General features: G+C 60.2%; 15 protein-coding genes and 4 tRNA genes. 13 read left to right on the plus strand and 6 right to left on the minus strand.

Features of this window, described 5'->3' with window-relative positions:
- Nucleotides 1-40 precede the first annotated feature (40 nt).
- From I6L35_RS08320 to mdtD, 6 genes are all read left to right on the plus strand, one after another.
- Nucleotides 41-2,296, plus strand: a complete 2,256-nt coding sequence (locus tag I6L35_RS08320) for a patatin-like phospholipase family protein (protein WP_216980258.1) — start codon at nt 41-43, stop codon at nt 2,294-2,296.
- 229 nt (nt 2,297-2,525) lie between these two features.
- Complete coding sequence (gene acnB, locus I6L35_RS08325; protein WP_005341651.1) at nt 2,526-5,123, plus strand: bifunctional aconitate hydratase 2/2-methylisocitrate dehydratase; 2,598 nt, start codon at nt 2,526-2,528, stop codon at nt 5,121-5,123.
- 280 nt (nt 5,124-5,403) lie between these two features.
- Nucleotides 5,404-6,990 carry an EAL domain-containing protein gene (locus I6L35_RS08330; protein ID WP_005355079.1) on the plus strand — a complete coding sequence of 529 codons (1,587 nt, stop codon included), beginning with the start codon at nt 5,404-5,406 and terminating at the stop codon, nt 6,988-6,990.
- Between the two features lie 162 nt (nt 6,991-7,152).
- The gene (locus I6L35_RS08335) at nt 7,153-8,547 is read left to right on the plus strand and encodes a D-arabinono-1,4-lactone oxidase (RefSeq protein ID WP_216979998.1); all 1,395 of its coding nucleotides are present in this window, start codon (nt 7,153-7,155) and stop codon (nt 8,545-8,547) included.
- A 71-nt stretch (nt 8,548-8,618) separates the two neighbouring features.
- Nucleotides 8,619-9,746: a GTP-binding protein gene (locus I6L35_RS08340; RefSeq protein ID WP_216979999.1), complete on the plus strand. Its 1,128-nt coding sequence runs from the start codon at nt 8,619-8,621 to the stop codon at nt 9,744-9,746.
- Between the two features lie 68 nt (nt 9,747-9,814).
- Nucleotides 9,815-11,227 carry a multidrug transporter subunit MdtD gene (gene mdtD / locus I6L35_RS08345; protein ID WP_216980000.1) on the plus strand — a complete coding sequence of 471 codons (1,413 nt, stop codon included), beginning with the start codon at nt 9,815-9,817 and terminating at the stop codon, nt 11,225-11,227.
- On the opposite strand, the gene I6L35_RS08350 is transcribed toward mdtD, so the two are convergent.
- From I6L35_RS08350 to folB, 3 genes are all read right to left on the minus strand, one after another.
- The gene (locus I6L35_RS08350) at nt 11,199-11,687 is read right to left on the minus strand and encodes a YbaK/EbsC family protein (RefSeq protein ID WP_216980001.1); all 489 of its coding nucleotides are present in this window, start codon (nt 11,685-11,687) and stop codon (nt 11,199-11,201) included. The two genes, mdtD and I6L35_RS08350, sit on opposite strands and share 29 nt — an antisense overlap.
- Before the next feature lie 125 nt (nt 11,688-11,812).
- A complete protein-coding gene (gene folK / locus I6L35_RS08355) occupies nt 11,813-12,322 on the minus strand; it encodes a 2-amino-4-hydroxy-6-hydroxymethyldihydropteridine diphosphokinase (RefSeq protein WP_216980003.1) in 510 nt (169 codons plus the stop codon).
- A complete protein-coding gene (gene folB / locus I6L35_RS08360; RefSeq protein WP_005341634.1) occupies nt 12,322-12,693 on the minus strand; it encodes a dihydroneopterin aldolase in 372 nt (123 codons plus the stop codon). The genes folK and folB overlap by 1 nt, the downstream gene beginning before the upstream one ends.
- Nucleotides 12,694-12,868: 175 nt before the next feature.
- On the opposite strand from folB, the gene plsY reads away from it, so the two are divergent.
- The 6 genes from plsY (at nt 12,869) to I6L35_RS08390 (ending at nt 15,223) form a co-directional block, all read left to right on the plus strand.
- Nucleotides 12,869-13,531 (plus strand): glycerol-3-phosphate 1-O-acyltransferase PlsY, encoded by a 663-nt coding sequence (gene plsY / locus I6L35_RS08365; RefSeq protein ID WP_041233993.1) that lies wholly within the window; start codon nt 12,869-12,871, stop codon nt 13,529-13,531.
- 47 nt (nt 13,532-13,578) lie between these two features.
- Nucleotides 13,579-13,654: transfer RNA gene (locus I6L35_RS08370), tRNA-Phe, on the plus strand.
- 52 nt (nt 13,655-13,706) lie between these two features.
- Nucleotides 13,707-13,782: transfer RNA gene (locus I6L35_RS08375), tRNA-Thr, on the plus strand.
- 3 nt (nt 13,783-13,785) lie between these two features.
- Nucleotides 13,786-13,861: transfer RNA gene (locus I6L35_RS08380), tRNA-Phe, on the plus strand.
- A gap of 8 nt (nt 13,862-13,869) precedes the next feature.
- A tRNA-Asn gene (locus I6L35_RS08385) sits at nt 13,870-13,945 on the plus strand.
- 105 nt (nt 13,946-14,050) lie between these two features.
- Nucleotides 14,051-15,223 carry a nucleoside recognition domain-containing protein gene (locus tag I6L35_RS08390; protein ID WP_216980004.1) on the plus strand — a complete coding sequence of 391 codons (1,173 nt, stop codon included), beginning with the start codon at nt 14,051-14,053 and terminating at the stop codon, nt 15,221-15,223.
- Nucleotides 15,224-15,286: 63 nt separating this feature from the next.
- Here I6L35_RS08390 and I6L35_RS08395 read toward each other — a convergent pair whose 3' ends face one another.
- The gene (locus I6L35_RS08395) at nt 15,287-15,979 is read right to left on the minus strand and encodes a B3/4 domain-containing protein (protein WP_216980005.1); all 693 of its coding nucleotides are present in this window, start codon (nt 15,977-15,979) and stop codon (nt 15,287-15,289) included.
- A gap of 443 nt (nt 15,980-16,422) precedes the next feature.
- Between I6L35_RS08395 and I6L35_RS08400 the strand changes: the two genes are divergently transcribed.
- Entirely contained in the window at nt 16,423-16,878 is a 456-nt protein-coding gene (locus I6L35_RS08400) for a hypothetical protein (protein ID WP_201938577.1), read from the plus strand.
- Between the two features lie 62 nt (nt 16,879-16,940).
- On the opposite strand, the gene I6L35_RS08405 is transcribed toward I6L35_RS08400, so the two are convergent.
- Complete coding sequence (locus I6L35_RS08405; RefSeq protein ID WP_216980006.1) at nt 16,941-17,576, minus strand: FMN-binding negative transcriptional regulator; 636 nt, start codon at nt 17,574-17,576, stop codon at nt 16,941-16,943.
- Nucleotides 17,577-17,712: 136 nt separating this feature from the next.
- Nucleotides 17,713-19,098: an argininosuccinate lyase gene (gene argH, locus I6L35_RS08410; protein ID WP_216980007.1), complete on the minus strand. Its 1,386-nt coding sequence runs from the start codon at nt 19,096-19,098 to the stop codon at nt 17,713-17,715.
- Between the last annotated feature and the right edge of the window lie 142 nt (nt 19,099-19,240).

The raw sequence follows: 19,240 nt of genomic DNA on the forward strand, positions 1-19,240 counted from the left end.
ATCCTTGGTGACTGACCCTCTGAATAATATGGAAAATATGATGCGCAGCTTAGGTGCGGGATGGACCCGTCTGCTTTTGGTGATGCTGGCGGTCTGCCCGCTGTTGGCTGTGGCGGCACAGGGAGAGCGCCCGAAAATTGCAGTGGTGCTCAGTGGCGGTGGTGCCAAGGGGTCTGCCCATATCGGCATCCTCAAGGTACTGGAGCAGAAACGGATCCCGGTCGATATCATAGTCGGTACCAGCATGGGCTCTTATGTGGCGGGGATGTACGCCATGGGGCTCAGTGCCGAGGAGGTGGAGCGCACTACTTTAGCCATCGACTGGAACAAGGGGTATCAGGACAAGGTTGGCCGCGACGAGCTGTCGCTGCGTAAAAAGCAGCAGAACGAGCAGTACCAACTGCGCACTGACATCGGGGTGAATGGCGACACCACCCAGCTGCCGGACGGTTTCTTCCAGGGCCAATCCATGGCCAGCCTGCTGAGGGCAGCTACTTCCAACCTGCCGGTGCAGGCGAGTTTCGATGATCTGCCCATCCCCTACCGCGCCATGGCGACCGATATGGAGACGGTGACACCCTTCGTGCTGGATCACGGCAGCCTGGCCAAGGCGATGCAGGCCTCCATGTCCATTCCCGGTGCTCTCAAGCCGGTGGAGTGGGAAGGGCACATCCTGGCGGACGGCGGCAGCGTCAACAACATGCCGGTGGATGTGGCCAAGGCGATGGGGGCCGACGTGGTGATCGCGGTGGATATCGGTGCCAAGCTGCGTACCCGGGAGTCCTTGAAGTCAGGTCTCGCCATGATCGATCAGCTTACCACCTATATGACCCAGGTGGGGACTGACAAGCAGAAGGCACTGATGGGACCCAAAGACATACTGATTGCCCCCGAATTTGGCGATATTGGGATTGCCGACTTTGCCCGGATGCGGGAGGGGATCAAGATGGGTGAGGCGGCGGCGGACAAGGCGTCGCTGCAACTCGATAAGTTGTCACTCACCAAGACGCAGTACAACGCCTATCGCAACCAGAAGCTGAGCCGACGTGCCGAACGTAGTGGCCAGCCCGCTTATTTCATCGACAAGGTGGAGATCATCAACAAGTCGCGCCTCTCTGACGAGACGGTGCGCGCCATGCTGGATGTTCGGCCTGACAAGATCCAGACCAACGAGAGTCTGGAGGCTGGCATTCGCCGCCTCTATGCGCTGGAGTCATTCGATCGCATCACCTATGAAGTGGAGGAGCGTGATGGGGAGAACGTGCTGGTAGTGGATGCCAGCGAGAAGAACTGGGGGCCGGGTTACCTCAACTTCCAGTTTGGCTTCTCCGACGATTTCCAGAACACCTCCAACTATAACGTCGGCATGTCCTATACCCTTACCAACGTCAACGAGTGGGGGGCCGAGTGGCTGACCGAGGCGTCGTTGGGGACGGCCAAGCATATCAAGACCGACTTCTATACCCCGCTCGAGCCCTCCCAGACTTTCTATGGCGAGGCGAGTCTGGCCTATGACCAGACTCTGAGAAGTCTGTTCAATCCGGATCCGGAAGAGCCATCCTTCACCTATCTTGATGCCGAGTACTCCTTCTTCAGCGCCGATCTGGCGGTGGGCTGGAACCGTCAGCCCTGGAGTCGCTTGTCGATGGGATTGGAAGGGCGGACGGGCAGTATCGAGATCAAAAACGTCAAGGAGCTGCAGGGGGATGCCACAGCCTGGGGACCCTATGCCCGATTCGAGCACGATACTCTGGATAGCCGTTACTTCCCCTATCAAGGAGCCTACTGGGACATCAAGGGGGGGTATACCTCCGTCCGGCTGAATGACAAGGAGGGGGGCAATGAGCTCCATGAAGGGATCAACTACCACCTGTCGATGATTAAGCCTTGGTCTTGGGAAAGACATAGCCTCAACCTGCTGCTGGAAGGGGGCGGGTCCACTTCTCAGGAGGAGTATCCACTGTTCGTGCAGGATCTGGGCGGGTTGTTCCGCATGTCCGGTTTCCAGCGCTACCAGCTGAGCGGTCGTTACAGCCTGTTTGGCGGCCTGCGTTATATCTATCGGGTAGCGGACAACGACTTCGGTGCCCTCAAGATGCCGCTCTATCTGGGTGGATCGCTGGAGCAGGGCGGGGTCTGGAACAAGGGGGAGGATATCAGTCTGGAGAGCTCCTTCACTGCCGGCTCAGTCTACGTGGGAGTGGAGAGTTTCCTGGGGCCTGTGTTCCTCGGCTACGGTATGGCGGAAGGGGGGAATAACATGTTCTATCTGCAATTGGGCAGTACGTTCGAATAATGCCGAATTGATGCCAATTTGTTAATTCTGGTTGGCGGCGGTCAATTAATTTTCAAAAAAAGTCATTATGTTTAATTGGTTATGATTTTGTGGTGAATAAGTGAGCAGGGTTTGGATTTTAATTAGTCGTTAAAACTTATATAGTGGGGAGCACCCTACGGGGTGTCCCGCAAGGACGATCGCCGCGAGCCTGGGCGAACCCCAAAAAAAGACCAAAGAGGAATTAGTCGTGCTTGAAACATACCGTAAACACGTCGCAGAACGTGCCGCCGAGGGCGTGGTTGCCAAACCTCTGGATGCAGAGCAGGTCGCCGCTCTGGTTGAACTGATCAAGAACCCGCCCGCTGGCGAAGAAGATTTTCTGAAAGAGCTGTTGTCCTCCCGTATTCCCCCCGGTGTTGATGAAGCGGCCTATGTCAAAGCCGGTTTCCTCACTGCTGTCGCCAAGGGCGAAGCCCACTCTCCCATCCTGACTGCCGCCGAAGCCGTTGAGCTGCTGGGCACCATGCAGGGTGGTTACAACATTCAACCGCTGATCGACCTGCTGGATCACGCCACTCTGGCGCCGCTTGCCGCCAAGGGGCTCTCCCACACCCTGCTGATGTTTGACTCCTTCCACGACGTGGAAGAGAAGGCCAAGGCGGGCAATGTCCACGCCAAACAGGTGATGCAGTCCTGGGCTGATGCCGAGTGGTTCCTCTCCCGCCCGGAGCTGGCCGAGAAGATCACTGTCACCGTGTTCAAGGTGACCGGTGAAACCAACACCGACGACCTCTCGCCGGCACCGGACGCCTGGTCCCGCCCGGACATTCCGCTGCACGCCTTGGCGATGCTGAAAAACGCCCGCCCCGGCATTACTCCGGATAAGGATGGCGCCGTCGGCCCCATCAAGACCATCGATGCCCTGAAAGAGAAAGGCTTTCCGTTGGCCTATGTGGGTGACGTGGTCGGTACCGGTTCTTCCCGCAAATCCGCCACCAACTCGGTGCTCTGGTTTATGGGCGACGACATTCCGTTCGTGCCGAACAAGCGCGCTGGCGGTGTCTGTCTGGGTGGCAAGATTGCCCCGATCTTCTTCAACACCATGGAAGATGCCGGCGCTCTGCCCATCGAAGTGGACGTCTCCAAGCTGGAAATGGGCGATGTGATCGACATCTACCCCTATGCCGGCAAGATCTGCAAACATGGCACCGAACAGGTGCTGGCACAGTTTGAACTGAAAACCGACGTGCTAATCGACGAAGTGCGCGCCGGTGGCCGTATCCCGCTGATCATCGGCCGCGGCCTGACCGACAAGGCCCGCGAAGCGCTGGGGCTGCCGTTCTCCACCGTATTCCGTCGCCCGCAGCCGGTGGCCGATACCGGCAAAGGCTTCACCCTGGCCCAGAAGATGGTGGGCAAGGCGTGCGGCGTGAAGGGCATTCGCCCCGGCACCTACTGCGAGCCCAAGATGACCACGGTCGGCTCCCAGGACACCACGGGCCCGATGACCCGCGACGAGCTCAAAGATCTGGCCTGCCTCGGCTTCTCCGCCGATCTGACCATGCAGTCCTTCTGCCACACTGCCGCCTATCCGAAGCCCATCGACGTACAGACCCACCACACCCTGCCGGACTTCATCATGAACCGCGGCGGTGTGAGCTTGCGTCCGGGTGATGGCGTCATCCACTCTTGGCTGAACCGCATGCTGCTGCCGGATACCGTGGGAACCGGTGGTGATTCCCATACCCGTTTCCCCATCGGTATCTCCTTCCCGGCGGGCTCCGGTCTGGTGGCTTTCGCCGCCGCCACCGGTGTGATGCCGCTGGACATGCCGGAGTCCGTGCTGGTGCGCTTCAAGGGCGAGCTGCAACCGGGCATCACCCTGCGTGATCTGGTCCATGCCATCCCCTATGCCGCCATCCAGAAGGGGTTGCTGACCGTCGAGAAAGCGGGCAAGAAGAACATCTTCTCCGGCCGTATCCTCGAGATCGAAGGTCTGCCGACCCTGAAAGTGGAACAAGCCTTCGAGCTGGCCGATGCCAGTGCCGAGCGTTCCGCTGCCGGTTGCACCATCAAGCTGGATAAAGAGCCGATCATCGAGTATCTGAAGTCCAACATCGTGATGCTGAAATGGATGCTCTCCGAAGGTTACGGTGACCCGCGCACCATCACCCGTCGCATCAAGGGGATGGAAGAGTGGCTGGCCAACCCGACCCTGATGGAAGCGGACAAGGATGCCGAGTATGCCGAGATCATCGAGATTGATCTGGCCACCATCAAGGAGCCGATCCTGTGTGCGCCGAACGATCCGGACGATGCCCGTCTGCTGAGCGACGTGGCTGGCGACAAGATCGACGAAGTGTTCATCGGTTCCTGCATGACCAACATCGGTCACTTCCGTGCCGCCGGCAAACTGCTCGAGAAGTATCAGGGCGAGCTGCCTACCCGCATGTGGATCGCGCCGCCCACCAAGATGGACAAGGATCAGCTGACCGAAGAGGGCTACTACGGCATCTTTGGTCGCGTCGGTGCCCGCATCGAGATCCCGGGCTGCTCCCTGTGCATGGGCAACCAGGCGCGGGTAGCGGAAGGGGCCTCGGTGGTCTCCACTTCCACCCGTAACTTCCCGAACCGTCTGGGTAAAGGTGCCAACGTCTATCTGGCCTCTGCGGAGCTGGCCGCCGTTGCCGCCATCCTCGGCAAGATCCCGACTGTGGCGGAGTACCTGCAGTATGCCAAGGCGCTGGATGCCACTGCGGCAGACACTTACCGCTACCTCAACTTCAACGAGATCGCCTCCTACACCAAGAAGGCCGATGCGGTGATCCTGCAGCAAGCCGTTTAACGGAGTTCTTGCGCGATTTGCGCGATAAGAAGCCAATAATGCCGCGTATTTACGCGGCATTATTTATTTGTGTGTTATTCACCGTCTTTTTTGAAGATTGTTTGCACGATCCTTGCTAGAGAGATCCAACCACCTGTTTGGTGGTTCGTTTTATAAACGCTTTGGGTTATGTTGTTCGGTTATGTGCGGTAATGATGAGGCATCGTTATCGAGGGAAAGTGGATATCTGTTCACTGGGTGCTTGCGTTGGCAGGCCTGACGAATTGCGGCGTGGTTCTTTATGTTTCTGTTCAGGATCGATCTCTCCCGAACCGGGTTACGCTTCGGCGGTGCCTTGCTGGTCTTTACCCTGCCGCTGCTGGTGGGAGCTTGGCTCATCCACAGCAATTATGTGCAGGAGCTGAAAGCGGAATCCAGCGCCTCGGCCCACAAGGCCAGAACCCTGATGGAGTCGATGCTGGATCATGCGGAGCAGGCCAACCGCTCCGTGCTGCCTCTGGTGAATGCTCCCTGTCGCGACAACCTGCTGGTGCTGCGCAAGAAGGTCGCCATCGAGCCCTTCCTGCGTTCGGTCAATCTGGTACGAAACGGCATCATCAATTGCACCTCGCTGTTTGGTGAGGCCAATGATGCCGATGACGGCTCCATCTACACCGGCCGCAAGCTGTTGTTGATGAGTGGCAACCGAGTGCGGCAAAATCACCCGCTGCTGGTGGTGCGCACCGAACAGGGCAAGGATGCCGCCTTGAGCGCCATCGACAGTACCCAGCTCAGCTTCATGCTCTCCATGAGCGGAAAATCCAGTGCACTCTATCTGCAGGTGGGATCGGCTTGGCTCAATGAGTCTGGCCGCTATCTGAGCGAGGCGCCCACCCTCCATCGCGGGATCAGCCAGGCCCTCACCTCATCCCATTATCCTTTCACCATCCATGCCGGTTATGCCATGCCGGTCTACTGGAAGTCGCTGTGGGCCGCGCGGCACGTGGCGCTGTCGTGGCTGGCGGTTTCCTCGCTTTTGCTGGCCTGGCTGGTGTGGTGGGTGCTGGGGCGTCCCGGCTCGCCAACAGATGAGTTGCGACGTGCCCTGCGGGCCAGGGAGTTTGTTCCCTACCTGCAGCCGCTGATTGCCAGCCACGACGGCAAGATGATGGGCGCCGAGGTGCTGATGCGCTGGGAGCATGTCAATGAAGGGGTGATCCGGCCCGATCTCTTTATCCCGCAAGCGGAGGAGTCGGGACTGATCGTCCCCATGACCACCCATATCATGAAGCAGGTGGCGACACGGTTGAACCGCTCTCAGGAGCAGTTGCCCGATGGGTTTCATATCAGCTTCAACATCAGCGCGGCTCATTGCCACGATTTTGCCCTGCTGGCCGAGTGCCGCGCCTTTCTCGGCCACTTCCTCCCCGGCAAGGTGGTACTGGTGCTGGAGCTGACCGAGCGGGAGCTGTTGATGTCAGATCCCCAGACCCTCTCCCTGTTCCGCCAGCTGGACGAGATGGGGGTCAAACTCGCCATCGACGACTTTGGTACCGGCCACTCCAGCCTGGCTTACCTGCAGCAGTTTCATGTGGATTACCTCAAGATCGACAAATCCTTTATCGCCCGCATCGGTACCGAGTCGCTCTCGGAACATATCGTGGACAACGTGATCGATCTGGCGACCCGGCTCGGTCTGGCGCTGGTGGCGGAAGGGGTGGAGAGTGAGCGTCAGGCTGATTATCTCAGGGCCAAAGGGGTCGACTATCTGCAGGGGTATCTGTTTGCCCGCCCCATGCCGCTGCGCCAGTTCTGCGAGGAGCTGCTGCCGGAAGAGGCACAAACCCGCCAGCCAGATGGGGTGCGAGGCATCCCGAACGCCACCTGATCTATCGGTGACAGACGGGCGGACACGCTCCCCTCTGGCAGGGTAGGGAAGTGCTCTCTCCCTATCCCCCCTCGACTGCAGGGGCTTGTTTTTCATGCCTTGCGGCTCGCTTTTCGGTAGAATCAGCGCTCATTTTGACGTCAGTAAAAGATGAGGCGCGGTATGACGGTTCAGTTCCAGGCATTTCACAGCATCAAGGCGATCGGTAATCGGGAGGTGCTGTTCAACTGGTCGAGAACCAATCCCCTCGGAGCGCTGGATCAGGTGTGGCGCCCGAAAACCCGCGACGAGTTGCAAATGCTGCTGCGGAAACACCCCGAGCGCAAGCTGCGCCTTATCGGCTCCGGCCTCTCCTTCGAACCCATCCACAGCGTCTATGCCGAGGGCAGTCAGGCGCTGCTGGTGGACTTGCACCACCTGCGCGGTCAGTTGACGCAAACCGCCGACACCGTCACCTATCAGGCGGGGACGCCCCTCGATACCGTTTATGCCGAGTTGATCGCCATGGAGCGGATGCTGCCCGCATCCCCCGGCGTTATCGGCATCCAAACCCTGGGCGGCGCCCTCAGCACCGGCACCCACGGTCAGGGGCTGCACCAGTCAGCCCTGTGCGATGCGGTGGAGGCGATGACGGTGATGCTGGCCAATGGCGACATCATCCGGGTGGATCGCACCGACCCGCGCTTCGGCGCCTTCGTGATGGGGATGGGGATGCTCGGCATCCTGCTAGACGTCACCCTGCGTACCGTGCCCAACCGCATCATGCGTTGCACCAAGTTCACCACCGATTACCCCTTCCTCCTAGAGCACAACGAGCGGCTCAACCGCGAGCACGGCTTCGTGAAGAGCTGGTGGTTTGCATGGACCGGCGAGAGCCACATCTGGCTGGTGGATCCCGCCTCCGATGAGGAGGTTGCCCGCTACCGGGCCGCGGGTAGCGAGCCGCTGCTGCTGGATGGCGATATCGACGCCCGCATGAACGCCACCATAGATGCCACTTTGCAGAAGATGGCGAAAGATACCAAGGATGAGGCACTGGCCGGTGAGCACTTCGAGACGGTGCGCCGCTTCAAGGATGCCTCCGATCTGGTGGGCAACGTCTACCAGATCCTCTGCAAGGGGATCCCGGCGCCCCAAATCAACTGCGAGGTGGCGGTGCCGCTGCATCGCATGAACGAGGCGCTGGAGACTCTGCAAGCGTGGCAGCAGGCCAATCCGGGCGTGTTGCACTACCCCTTTATCCTGCGCTGCACCGGCCCTTCCGAGGCCTGGCTCAGTGCCGCTTATGGCCAGCCGGTCTGCTGGATCGGTTTTCTGGTCTATCTGGCTGCAGACGGCACCTTCGTCAACGGCTCAATGGAGCAGATGCGCGAGCTACAGCAGCTGCTGGTGCCCCTTGGCGGTATCCCCCATTTCGGCAAGCATCTGGCGATGGATCTCTACGACTTCCCGGCCCTGCTGCCACGCTGGAACGACTTTGTGGCGTTGAAAGCCGAGCTCGACCCCCACGGTCGTTTTGAAAACCGCTGGCTCAGCGACCTGTTTGCCAACCGGTAAGGATCTGACATGACCGATATGCAAGATACCCGCTCACTCATCACTCTGCCGACCAGAGGGAGGTCATCGATATGACCGATATGCAAGACTCCAGGATCCCGGTGACCCTGCTGACCGGCTTTCTCGGCAGCGGCAAGACCACCTTGCTCAACCACTGGGTCAAGCAGCCCGAGCTTGGCGAGTGCGCCGTGCTCATCAACGAGTTTGGCTCGGTGGGGCTGGATCACCATCTGGTGCAACAGGTGGACGAGCAGGTGATGCTGCTCGACTCCGGCTGCATCTGCTGCTCGGTGCAGGGCTCCCTGGTGGAGGCGTTGCAGGGGCTCTTTATGAAGGCCATCCAGCGCAAGATCAAACCGTTCAAGCGGCTGATTATCGAGACCACCGGTCTGGCCGATCCGGCCCCCGTGCTCTTTACCCTGCGCGAAGAGGGCTTTATCGCCCAGCGTTACCGCTTCGATGGCACCGTCACCGTGGTGGATGCCGGTCATATCGAGCAGCAGCTGGCAGCCCAGTATGAGGCGGTAAAGCAGGTGGCGCTGGCGGATCTGCTGGTGGTGAGCAAGGGCGATCTGGTAGACGGCGAACAGCTGGCGCGGGTCGAAGCCCAGCTGGCGGCCCTCAATCCGGCGGCCCCCATCCAGCAGGTGACCAATGGCGAACTGTCGCCAGCGGTACTGGAGAAGCTCGGCGCCTACAACGAAGCGGCCGGGCGCGATGTGCGCCAACTGCTGGCCTGGCTGCGCACCGAATCCCCCAAGCAGGGGCTGGCATCCCCCATGCAACCGAAGATGCAACCGTTCGCCGCCAAGGTGGGCACAGCTGCGCCCACCCACTTCGAGCACGGCAACATCGAGAGTTTCTCTTTGCGCATCGGTGAGCCGCTCAAGCCCTCTCGCCTGCTGGCCGCCATCGATGCGGTGCAGGCCCAATACGGCGATGCCCTGTTGCGCCTCAAGGGGATCTTGCAGCTCGAAGGGGAGAGCCAGCCGGTGGTGATCCACGGCGTCCACGGTCAGCTCTATCCATTGCAGGCATTGGGTGAGTGGCCGGAGGGCAAGGCCCAGTCCCGACTGGTGTTTATCGTGAAAACTCAGGACAAGGCGGGGATAGAGCGGTTGTTCCTTGATACGCTCAAGGCTCCCGAGCCCAGCCTTGAAGAGCGGCTCAAGGCCATGCTTGGCCAGCCGGATGCCTGATGTCTGAGATGACCCGCCCGTAACAACGAGAGCGGGTCTTTTTATTCCTGAAGTGGAGGTGGTCTGTTATGGCGGAAGTTTCACTCGGGGTAAGCCCTGCCCAGCGCAAGTGGCTGCCCATGCTGGCGGCAGTCGGCTTTTTCATGCAGTCGCTGGATGGCACCATTCTCAATACCGCCCTGCCCAGCATGGCCGAGACGTTGGGGGAGAGCCCGCTGCAGATGCAGTCGGTGGTGATCGCCTACATGCTGACGGTGGCGCTGCTGATCCCTGCCTCCGGCTGGCTGGCGGACAGGTTCGGTACCCGTCGCATCTATCTGGCAGCGATCTCGCTGTTCACCCTCGGTTCGCTGGCTTGTGCCGCCTCCGGCTCGCTCTCCATGCTGGTGGCGGCCCGGGTGCTGCAGGGGATTGGCGGCGCCCTGCTGATGCCGGTCGGGCGATTGGCTGTGCTGCGGGTCTACGACAAGCGGGAGCTGCTGCGGGTGATGTCGTTCGTCACCATTCCGGGGCTGCTTGGCCCGCTGATGGGGCCAGCGCTCGGTGGCTGGCTGGTCGAGGTAGCGAGCTGGCACTGGGTCTTTCTCATCAACCTGCCGGTGGGGGTGATCGGCTTTATGGCGAGCTGGTACTTTATGCCCGATCTGCGTCAGGCGACCGCCCGTTTTGATTGGCAGGGCTTCGTGCTGTTCAGCCTCGGCATGGTGCTGGTGTCGGTCGGTTTGCAGGGATTGGGGGAGCACAGCATCTCCACCGGCTGGGCGCTGTTTGCGCTGATTTTCGGGTTGGCGGCGATGGCGAGCTACTGGCTCTACGCTGCCAATGCGGAGCAGCCGCTCTTCAGTCTGAACCTGTTCAAGACCGCCACCTTCGCCATCGGGGTCTGGGGCAACCTGTTTGCCCGCCTCGGCAGCGGTGCCATGCCGTTCCTCACCCCGCTCTTTCTGCAATTGGGGCTTGGCTTCTCCCCGAGCAAGGCGGGGATGACCATGATCCCGACGGTGCTGGGCGCCATGCTGACCAAGACGCTGGTGAACAAGCTCATCCCCAGGGTGGGCTATCGCCGGATCCTGATTGGCAACACTCTGTTGCTCGGCGCCATGATCGCCAGCTTCTACTTTATCGACAACCAGCTTCCCTATGGCGTGCTGCTGGGCTGGCTGGCGATCTTCGGCGCCATCAACTCGCTGCAGTTCTCCGCCATGAACACTCTCACGCTGCAAGATCTCAGCCCGACCCTGGCCAGTAGCGGCAACGGCCTGCTCTCGGTGGTGATGCAGCTCTCCATGAGTTTGGGGGTGGCGATTGCGGCCAGCCTGCTGGGGCTCTTCTCGGCGGGCACTTCAGCTGCCAATGGCCAGTGGCTGGCAGGGTTCCATCTCACCTACCTCTGTGTCGGTTTGCTCTCCATGCTGGCGGCGCTGATCTTTGCCCAGCTGGCGCGCGATGGTGTTACGCCGTCGTCACGGGCAGATAGCTGACTTCGCAGGGGAGCTGCGCCAACACCTCAGCCAGATGGGCCGTCTCCAGCAGAAAGGTCTGCTCGGGGTGGCCCGGGGTCCAGGTGAAGGCGGAGTGGCTGAGCAGTTGCGGGTCCACCAGCAGCGGAATATCGGCGCGGGGCAGGAAGGGGCAGACCGCTCCCGGCAGGCAGCCGATCTCAGCCTGCATCTCTTCGGCGCTGCAGATGGAGGGCTTGGCACCGAGCGCGGCCTTGACCGCCTTGTTGTCGAGCCGGCCATTCCTGTGGGTCAGCAGCAGGGCGAAGCGGCCATCCTTGAACTTGATAAAGAGGGTCTTGCTGAACTCCGCCTGCCAGCCGAAGCGGGCTTTGACCTTCTCATCGGTGGCGTAGTCGAGGATCGGTTCGTGTTCGAAGCGCTGGTGGGGCAGGGCGGTGAGCAGCTGGCAGTTGAAGTCGTGAATGGTATCGAGTGGCATGGGGTTCTCCTGTGGTGGGCGCTATCCTGCCACTCTCGCAGAGGCTGGCCCAATGACACTTTCTTATCCGTGATAAGCAACCTTGTCCGTGAAACAACAAGGGCGCCGCGAGGCGCCCTTGGGGATCAGTGATGCTGCAATTCGCACGCTTCCCAGTGAAATGGAATGGGGCACAGCTGCTGGGAGGCCTTGTCATAGGCTTGCCACAACGACTCCATGGTGCGGCCATCGACTGGGTGGCGCAAGGTGGGTGCCAGCTCGGCCAGCGGCCACAGCACGAAGGCATTGGTGAGGATCTCGCCGCGCGGCAACACCAACGGTGTCTCGCAGACCAGATCACCATAGAGCAGCAGATCGAGATCCAGCGTGCGCGGGGCGAACTTCTTGGCATCTGGCTCGCGACCGTGGGCAAACTCCATGGCCCGTAGCCGCTGGCAGACGGTGCTCAGCGGCAGCTCGGTCTTTGCAGCGGCCACCAGGTTGTAGAAGGGGCGGCCGTTGAAGCCGACAGCCTCGCTTTCAAATACCCGGGAGACCTGCAACTCGCCAAACTCGGCGTGCAGGGCATCGAGCCCCGCGCGGATATGGCGATTCCGCTCGATATTGGATCCCAGGCTTATATAGATAGTGGTCATCAGTTGCTGCTCGCGGCTGGCGTGCGATGGCGCAAGATCTCGACGCCGACGCCGGCGGCATTTGGCACGGCGCCCGGTTTGGTCAGGGTAACCTTGACCCACTGTACCCGCTCATCGGCCAACACCAGCATGGCAACCTGTTCGGCCATGGTTTCGACCAGTTCGACCACCTTGCCGCTGACATGCTCGCAAATCTTGTTGGAGAGATCGGCATAATCCAGTGCCAGATTGATATCGTCGGTTGCGGCGGCGGGACGGTTGTCGAACCCCATCTCGAGGTCGAAACAGAGTTTCTGGCGAATGCCCTTCTCCCACTCATATACACCGATAGTGGTCAAAACTTCGAGTCCGCGAATAAACACCTTGTCCATGACAGTACTTCTTCTTTACTCTTGATGGGCTGTGATGACAGCGCAGGGATGCAGGCTCGGCAAGCAGTTTGCCGCGCGGTCGGTTTGGGCGACACGCTTTTGGGCAAGCCCGAGCCAGCGCCAGAGAATGTGGCCCGCATCATACCCCATTCATATCGTGGTAAAAACGACCAAGATGACGGCCCTGACGATTTTGATGATTATTCTGGCCTACCTGGGTGGTTCTCTATCCAGTGCCGTGCTGGTTTCTCGGATCACGGGTCTGCCGGATCCCCGTGACCATGGCTCGCACAACCCGGGGGCCACCAATGTACTGCGCCTCGGCGGGCGCATGGCGGCGCTGGTGGTACTGCTGCTCGATGTGCTCAAGGGGACAGCTCCCGTCTATCTCGCCTGGTATCTGCAGATCAAACCCGTCTACCTTGGCTTTATCGGGGTTGCCGCTTGTCTTGGCCACATGTATCCCCTCTTCTTTCATTTTCGTGGCGGCAAAGGGGTGGCTACGGCGCTCGGTACCATGCTGCCCATCGGCTTTACCATGGGAGGAGCGGTGATCGGTACCTGGCTGCTGGTGCTACTGGTGAGCGGCTACTCTTCGCTGGCCTCCATTATTACTGTGCTGCTGACGCCGCTCTTTACCTATCTACTCAAACCCGAATATACCCTGCCAGTCTCCCTGCTCTCCTGCCTCATTCTGATCCGCCATCACGAGAACATCTCCCGCCTGCTTAAGGGGGAAGAACCCAGAGTCTGGGGGCGAAAACGTGCTGCCAGTGCCAAGGAAGTGGCAGAAATAGCTAATGTTGCGCAAAAAAGAGACGAACGAGACAAAAAGTGAAATTTCCCGTTGACCATCCGCCTTAAAATCCGTTTAATAGCGCCCACGCCCAGATAGCTCAGTCGGTAGAGCAGGGGATTGAAAATCCCCGTGTCGGCGGTTCGATTCCGTCTCTGGGCACCAAATTTTGGTGCCATGAAATAAAAATTTGTTCATGCACAATGGTTTAAAGTGTGCCGGCTTAGCTCAGTAGGTAGAGCAACTGACTTGTAATCAGTAGGTCACCAGTTCGATTCCGGTAGCCGGCACCATTTGCCCAGATAGCTCAGTCGGTAGAGCAGGGGATTGAAAATCCCCGTGTCGGCGGTTCGATTCCGTCTCTGGGCACCACTAATAATTCCTCCTTAGCTCAGTCGGTAGAGCGACGGACTGTTAATCCGCAGGTCGCTGGTTCGAGCCCAGCAGGAGGAGCCAAACCGAAAAGCCCTTGTCGAAAGACAAGGGCTTTTTTTCTTTGGTTCAATACCGATTTTTACCATAACAACCATCACACACGCACAGAATGACGGCAGGATAGATATGGAAAATCAAGTAGTTATAGAGTCAAAGGGGCGACTGGCCACCATCCGCGAGTGGCTTGAGCCCGTGCTGGTGCTGCTGATCCTCGGCAGCCTGTTTGGCTATCTCGGCAGCCAGATGGGCCTCTCCGCCATGGTCAACACCCTGTTCAATACCGCCCACCAGCTGCTACTCAATACCGTGCTCTTCATCATGGGGATCACCGTACTTTCCGGTGCCCTCAGCCAGCTGCTGAGCGAATTCGGGGTGATCCGCCTGCTGGAGGTGCTGCTGGCACCCCTGATGAAGCCGGTGTTCCGCTTGCCGGGGCGCACCGCGCTGGCGGCGCTGATGACCTTCTTCTCCGATAACCCGGCGGTGATCAGCCTCGCCAAGGACAGCCGCTTTCGCAAGGGCTTCACCCCCTGGCAACTGGTGTCTCTGACCAACTTCGGTACCGCCTTCGGTATGGGCCTGATCGTGGTGACCTTTATGGCCACCCTGCAGCTACCGGGCGGGGAGTCCACCGCCAGCGCGGCGCTGATCGGGCTGCTCGGCGCTCTGGTTGGCTCGGTGGTATCTACCCGACTGATGCAGCGGATGATCCGCCCGCTGGTGGGTGAGGTGCTGGATGATGAGCCGACTGATGCCAAGGGGCACAAGGTCGGGGTCAGCAAAGAGGTGGCGCCGGGCTGGTTGCGGATCCTCAACTCGTTGCTCGATGGCGGCAAATCCGGTGTGGAGCTGGGAATGGCGGTGATCCCGGGGGTGCTCATCATCAGCACCTTCGTCATGCTGCTCACCTTCGGTCCGGGGGAGAAGGGCTATACCGGCGAAGCATTTCAGGGGGTTGCCCTGCTGCCGGTGCTGGCTGCCAAGGTAAGCTGGCTGTTTGACCTGCTGTTTGGCTTCCAGCAGCCGGAGCTGGTCGCTTTCCCGGCTACCTCGCTCGGTGCGGTCGGTGCCGCCATGTCGCTGGTGCCCCCCTTTATTGCCAAGGGGTGGATCACCGGCAACGAGGTCGCGGTGTTTACCGCCATGGGGATGTGCTGGAGCGGCTTTTTGAGCACCCACACCGCCATGCTCGATGCCCTCGGCTATCGTCACCTCACCTCCCGCGCCATCGTCGCCCATACGGTCGGCGGCCTGTGCGCCGGGGTGGCTGCGCACCAGCTTTATATGCTGCTGGGCTGAGCAGAGTGAAATGAGAGAGGGGCGCTGCGGCGCCCCTCTCTGTATCCTGCAGACGAAACTCGCCTATTCGTTATGGCCGATCAGGCACTGCGCGATCACCGCCTCCGGCATCATCTCCCGCAGCCTAGCGACCAGTGTTTCCCCCGCCTCATGCAGCGCAGCCAGCGGCATCTCGGGCAGGCTCTCCAGAATGAACCACATCTGGCCCGAATCGACACTTAATCGGGTGCGTACACCCTGCCGCCAGTTCCAGCGCCGACAGGTGACCCCCTTGTCATCCCGCCAGACGACCTCGCCGGGCTCCACTGGTTCGTGGGTCGGCTCGCCCCCCTTCATGGTATCGAACCGCTCGCTGCCATCGGCCACCACCAGTCGCGGCAGTCCCTCATAGGCAAGCAGGTTTTCGCCCCCCACCGGAATGGCGTAACGGATACTGATGGCGTTGTAGAGATCGACCACGGGATCGATGGCGGGCAGGTTGCCATCGCGGGCGACCCGTTTTCTCAGAGCTTCGGCGGAACAGGGAGTCCGCTGCGGCTTGGCGCCGAACTTTCTGAATAGATCGCCCCAGGCGGCGAGATGCGCCTCTGCCCACGGCACATCGGCAGTCAGCATGGCGGTGCAGGCTTCATCAAGGGCGCGTGCCCCCACGTTCGGGTCAACCACGGCTGCGGCCTGCACCGTGATGCTCAGAGCGCGAAAGCTAGGAGCCAACTGGCTGACTTCGGGGGAGATATAGGGGGTGATCAGGGACATAGCGACTCCATAAAACGAACGAGGCTGGGAGAAGGCGGTTGCCGGCCAGCATAGCGGCAACGGCAAATCCGGTTTGAGAGCCATCTTGCGCGAACATTTTAGATAAGAAAATTTACATGATCTTAATAGCCATAAGTTTCATGAATGAAAAATGATGTGTTCAAGGAGATGGCGGGCATGTACCGGTATATAGCGAAGAGTAGCCCTGCGGTTTCCGGTTCGTTGCGGCAATACCCCTTTGCCGCCTTGATCTGCAGCGGCAGCCGCTGGCCGTCCGGCTCTCTTGTGATGCCCTCAGTTGTCATGCCCAAGCACGAGGCGGTCACTCAAATCGCTTGATTGCTCAATGAGTTGGCTATGGCTGGCGTTTTTTCATCGTTCTGGCCCCGCTTATGCATTTCTCTTGGCAACACCATCAAGGGTCGTTGTCGCGGAGAGATATCATGATCAGCAGCCTGCTTCCCCTTGCCTCGATCGCCCTCAAGCTGGGCAGCCAGCTGCTTGGCAGCAGTAGCAAACCCCAGCCCGTGCAGCCTGCCGTACAGGAGGAGCACCTAGCCCCGACCGTCCAGAGCCTGTTCCAGCGACTTGGTATCAAGGATGCCGATAGCGAACAGAACCGCTCGGCCATCAACCACTTTATGGGGGAGCTGATGCAGACCCTGGGGCAGGAGAATGGTGGCCAATCCCTCACGGCTGCCATCGACAGCGCCCGCAATCAGCTGGCGAGCGGCACCCAGAGTACACGCCTCGATGCGCTGCAAAGCGAGCTAGATACCCTCAAGGATTCCCTCGGTGCCAGCCATCTCAACCTCGATCAGCTGCTCGGCGCCTTTAAACAGACCCTGCCCAATGGCAAGGGAGATGGGGTTGGCAAGCTGCTAAATGCCAGCGCGTGAACGGTGGCAAGCAATAAAAAACGGCAACCTCGGGTTGCCGTTTCTGTTTTTGGTTTAACACGTTATGAGGGAGGTGATGGCGGGTTTTCCATGTCGCTGGCTACTTCTACCTGCCCTCTTGCGTACAAAGCGTGAGCTGCCTCTTGGCGATCCGCTGCCTCCTTGTTCTGACTGAGTTTGAACTTGCCGACTAGCCCAGTTATCTCGATTTCGATTCCCACCACAGCAGCCACTTTGGCCTCGAGATAGTCTCGGGGGGCATCTGCCATTTTCCATGGGGTCGGTTCTCCGGCCTCATGATGACGAGTCAGATTTGCCAGCAGGCGGCGTACGAAGCGGGCATCGTCGCGAATCTGGATGCGACCGTGAGCATGCACAACGCTGTAGTTCCAGGTCGGTACCTGCTGGTGATGCGCTTTCTTGCTTGGATACCAGTTAGGGGAGATATAGGCATCTGCAGCCTTGAAGATCACCAGGACTTCGTCCCCATCCCTGGCCTCTTGCCAGAGCGGATTGTTGCGGGCTACATGGGCACGTAGGACGCCATGCTTCCCACTCTCCGTGTCCAGTTCGAACGGAAGATGGTTCGCATCCAGCCCCCGCTCACCGTGGGTGATCAGCGCTCCTAGCGGATGTGCCTGCATCAGTTTATGCAGAGCTTCGGGGTCATCGGTGGCGAAATAAGGTGGTAGATACATGCAGACTCCTTTATCGATAGTTGGCTTCCATGCATAACGCATCGGATGCCCATTCTTGCGTCAGCAGGGACATCAAGCGATAGCCGGGGAATAAAAAGAGGGCCTAAGCCCTCTCGTCACATATCACCAACCGCGATCAACCCACCCGTTTGGCCAGCCACTGTTCGGCGGCAGTCAGGGCTGCTTCTACCTGCTCCCGGGCAACGCCGCCTTTGGCAACCCGTTTGGCCAGTGTCGCTTCCAGTTCCAGATTGGGGTAGACGTCGAACTCGATTACCGGGCTGAAGCGCTGGAACTCGCCGATGGAGAGCTCTTCCAGCGGTTTGCCCACGCTGATGGCAAAGACCACGGTTTCACCGACGATATGGTGCGCCTCACGGAATGGAATCCCCTTGGCCACCAGATAGTCCGCCAGCTCGGTGGCGTTGGCGTAGCCGCCCTGCGCCGCCGCCATGGTGCGCTCACCATTCACCCTCAGATCGATCAGCACCAGCGCCGCCATATCGAGGCAGTCGTGCCAGGTATCGAGGGCATCAAACAGCCCTTCCTTGTCTTCCTGCATGTCCTTGTTGTAGGCCAGCGGCAGCGCCTTGAGGCTCATCAGCATGCCCATCTGGGCGCCGACCACCCGGCCAGTCTTGCCGCGGATCAGCTCCAGCGCATCCGGGTTCTTCTTCTGCGGCATTAGCGACGAGCCGGAGGTGACCGCATCGGAGAGCTCGACAAAGCCCGCCTCGCCGGTGTTGTAGAAGATAAGGTCTTCGGCAAAGCGCGACAGGTGGGTCATGGAGAGGGACGCCACGTGCATCAGCTCCACCACGTGATCCCGATCGGAGACCGAGTCCAGACTGTTGCGGGTGGCGCCGCTAAAGCCCATGTCCAGCGCCAGCGCTTCGCGGTCGATGGCATAGGCAGTGCCCGCCAGCGCGCCGCAGCCGAGCGGGCTGGTGTCGAGGCGCTTGAGGGCATCCTGCAGCCGGGAGTAATCCCGCTCCAGCATCTCCACATAGGCCAGTGCCCAGTGGGCGTAGGTGACCGGCTGGGCCCGCTGCAGGTGGGTGTAACCGGGCAGCACCGCGGCCTGATTGGCACGGGCGGAGGCGACCAGCCCCTGCTGCAGAGCTGTGATGGAGCCGAGCAGCAGCTCGCCCTGGGCCTTGCACCAGAGTTTCAGGTCGGTGGCGACCTGATCGTTGCGAGAGCGGCCGGTGTGCAGCTTTTTGCCGAGATCGCCGACGGCGGCAATCAGCTGGCTCTCGACCCAGGAGTGGATATCTTCGGCATCCGAGCTCAGGATCTGCTGGGGATCCTGCTGCACCGAGGCGAGCAGCACCTCCATCGCCTGTTGCAGTTTGCCCTGCTCATCGGCGGTCAACACCCCCACCTTCACCAGCGCTTTGGCCCAGGCCATGGAGCCCTGAATATCCTGCTCCGCCAGCCGGTAATCGAACCGCAGCGAATCGTTGAACTGCTTGAACCGGCTATCGGCTCCCTGACTGAAGCGTCCACCCCAAAGTGCCATACTGCTCTCCTTGAATGCGTTGTCGGCGGCGCCCTGGCCACCGAGCTTGAAATCGTGCCCTGTTTTTCTGCGAGCCTGTTATCTCACAGAAGTGGCCCGGGCGCTGTCGCTCTTGTCACACCCGCCGATGATGGGTCAGGGG

The organism is Aeromonas sp. FDAARGOS 1405 (assembly GCF_019048265.1).
Lineage (GTDB): Bacteria > Pseudomonadota > Gammaproteobacteria > Enterobacterales > Aeromonadaceae > Aeromonas > Aeromonas veronii_A.